This window comes from Promicromonospora kroppenstedtii DSM 19349 (genome assembly GCF_000515355.1).
Classification (GTDB): Bacteria; Actinomycetota; Actinomycetes; order Actinomycetales; family Cellulomonadaceae; genus Promicromonospora; species Promicromonospora kroppenstedtii.
Genome location: NZ_KI911666.1, coordinates 2,267 through 4,870, shown reverse-complemented (window position 1 = coordinate 4,870; position 2,604 = coordinate 2,267). Strand labels below are relative to the sequence as shown.

The 2,604-nt window shown below is 72.2% G+C and carries 2 protein-coding genes; one reads left to right on the top strand and one right to left on the bottom strand.

Annotated elements, in window-relative coordinates:
* Positions 1–301 precede the first annotated feature (301 nt).
* Entirely contained in the window at positions 302–1,675 is a 1,374-nt protein-coding gene (locus tag PROKR_RS13150) for a GDSL-type esterase/lipase family protein (protein WP_245605816.1), read from the top strand.
* A 206-nt stretch (positions 1,676–1,881) separates the two neighbouring features.
* Here PROKR_RS13150 and PROKR_RS13145 read toward each other — a convergent pair.
* Positions 1,882–2,604: SDR family oxidoreductase (locus PROKR_RS13145; RefSeq protein WP_036963947.1), on the bottom strand; the 723-nt coding region annotated here is incomplete at its 5' end.

Sequence of the window (2,604 nt, the reverse complement as noted above, 5' to 3'; positions counted from 1 at the left end):
CTCGCGGTGGCCTGGCTCGCGGACACGAGCAGGGCGACCACCCCCAGGCTCGCTACGGCAAGTGCGGAACGACGACGGCGCATGGTGGTCTCCTTGCTCGAAGGGACTTTCGCCCGCCCACCGTAGGGACCGGCCGCCCGCAGATGCGAGCAAAAAGCAGCTTCGACGGCGATGACAGCGTTGACAGTCGGGTGCCCGGGTCATACGTTCCGTGCGGCGGATGTTTTGTCCGGTGTGGCGCACGGGGTGCCATGCCGCGTCCTCGATCAGCGACGACTCGAGCAGCGAAGCAGGTGGACCGATGGAGTTCCGAGACCTTGCACGTACCGTGATCACGCTCGTCACCGCGGCCGGGATAGCGGCCGGTGGGGCGGTTGGCGCGAGTGCGGCCGCGCCCGCCGAGCCTGTGGCTGCCGGACCGATGATCGCCGAAGCGGCCGACGGCGGGGCGGCGGCCGCCGAAGCGGTGGCCGCCGGGGCGGTGGCCGTTCCGTCCGGGCCAGACGCCGACACGTGGTCGACGTCGTGGACGCAGTCGCAGCAGCGCAGCTCCGGGCTGAGCCCCGAGACGTTCCAGAACCGCTCGGTGCGGGTCGTGACCCGGCTGACGCAGGGCGGCTCGGCGCTGCGAGTACGGTTGCAGAACCAGTTCGGCACCGCGCCCCTGGTGGTGAACGCCACCACGGCAGGCCTGAGCGCCGGCGGTGCGGCGGTTCGACCCGAGAGTCTGCGCGAGGTCACATTCGGCGGTTCGGCCTCCGTGTCGATACCCGCCGGCGGCGAGGTCTGGAGCGACCCGGTGCAGCTCGTCACCGGCGCCATGGACGATCTGGCCGTGAGCTTCTACCTCGCGAATCCGACCCGCATGATGCTGCACGACCTGGCCGGCCGCACCAACTACTTCTCGACCATGGGCGGCGGGAACACGACCGCCGACACCTCGGGCGGCGCCTTCCCCGACACGCACGGCTGGACCTACCTGGTCAGCGCGGTGGACGTGCTGGGCCCCGACGTCGCCGGCACGGTGGTCGCCTATGGCAGCTCGGTGGTCGACGGCGTGGGGGCGGACAACTGCGGCGCGGGCTGCCCGCCGCCGGCCGTCTTCCAGCGCTGGACCGACACGCTCGCGCAGCGCGTCGTGGACGAGCTTCCCGCCGACCGGCAGTTCGCCGTCGTCAACGAGGGGATCGCCGGGACCACGGCGGCGCCGGCGTGCGGGGGCGGCGGGCTGGACGGCGTCTCGCGCCTGGACCGCGACGTGCTCGCGCTGCACGACGTGCGGGCCGTGATCTACTACTACGGCACCAACGACCTCGCGAACAACTGCGCCGCGGAGACGATCCTGGCCGCCTACCGGGACACGTTCGCCCGGCTGCGCGCGGCCGGGATCAAGGTCTACGTCACGCCGATCACGCCCCGGCCCGGTTACACGGCCGAACAGAACGCGCGCCGCGCGGTCGTGAACGAGTTCGTCCGGGCCGGGGGCAACTGCTCGGGGACGTGCGACGGCGTCTTCGACTTCGACGCCGTGCTACGCGACCCGGCGAACCCGAACTCCATCTACCCGCCGTACGACACCGGCGACGGGGTCCACGCGAACATCGCGGGACAGACGGCGATCGCCAGGTCCGTGCCGCTCGGTCGGCTCTGGCGGGGCGTGCTGGCGGGGCACTGACGAGGCGGGGCCGGATGCTCGCGGGCCCGGGTCGCGGGACCCGGGTCGCGGGGCCCGATCGTCGCGGGCCGAGGGTCGCGTCCCGCCGATCTCCTTTGAGGCCTAAGTTTCTTCGCTTTGAGCCTGCTCAAAGCGAAGAAACTTAGGCCTCAAAGGAGAAGGTGCGTCCCGGGTCGGGCCGGGACTGCAGTCAGTGAGCGGCCACTTCAGCGGCCAGTGAGGGTTCCCGTCAGGGGGTCGGCGCTGCCCGCCGGCAGCACGCGGAGCCGACGCGCCGTCCGCCGCGTGCCCTCAGCCGCGACCTGCGCCGCGCGCTCCTTGAGCGAGGCCGGGGTGTCGTCCGTGACGCGCAGGAACCAGCCCGAGCACTCGTCGAGCTCGCCGGCCGCGATCGCGTTCACGACGTCGGTGACGCGCTCGACCGGGGTCCACTCCGTGCGGTTCTCGTGCAGCGTCATACCCGTCGACATGTCGGTCTTCACGACCCCGGGCGCCAGCTCGAAGACACGGATCCCGTGGCGGAAGCCCTCGTCGTGCAGGTTGGCACCCATCCGCACCAGGGCGGTCTTGCTCGCGTTGTACGCCGAGCTGCCGCCGGACATCTCGTGCGAGCTCGCGCCCGAGGCCAGGTCGACGACCCGCCCCCCGCCGCGCGCGATCATGCCGGGCACTGTGTTGCGGCTGAACAGGAAGGGCGCGCGCACGTTGGTCTCGAAGACCGACCACCACTCGTCAGGGTCGGCCTCCCACAGCGGGTGCTCGGACTCGATGGCGCCCGCGTTGTTGACCAGCAGGTCGATCGACCCGAGCGCTTCCTCGGCCTGCCCGACGGCGGCACGCACCGCCGCCGGGTCGGACACGTCCGCGCTGAGCACCACGACCGTCGCGGCCCCGGCAGACCGGGCCTCGGCGGCCACGGCCTCGAGCCG

Bases quoted from the DNA above. Each gene is read 5' to 3' on its own strand.
- PROKR_RS13150 (WP_245605816.1), top strand. From the start codon at position 302: ATGGAGTTCCGAGACCTTGCACGTACCGTGATCACGCTCGTCACCGCG.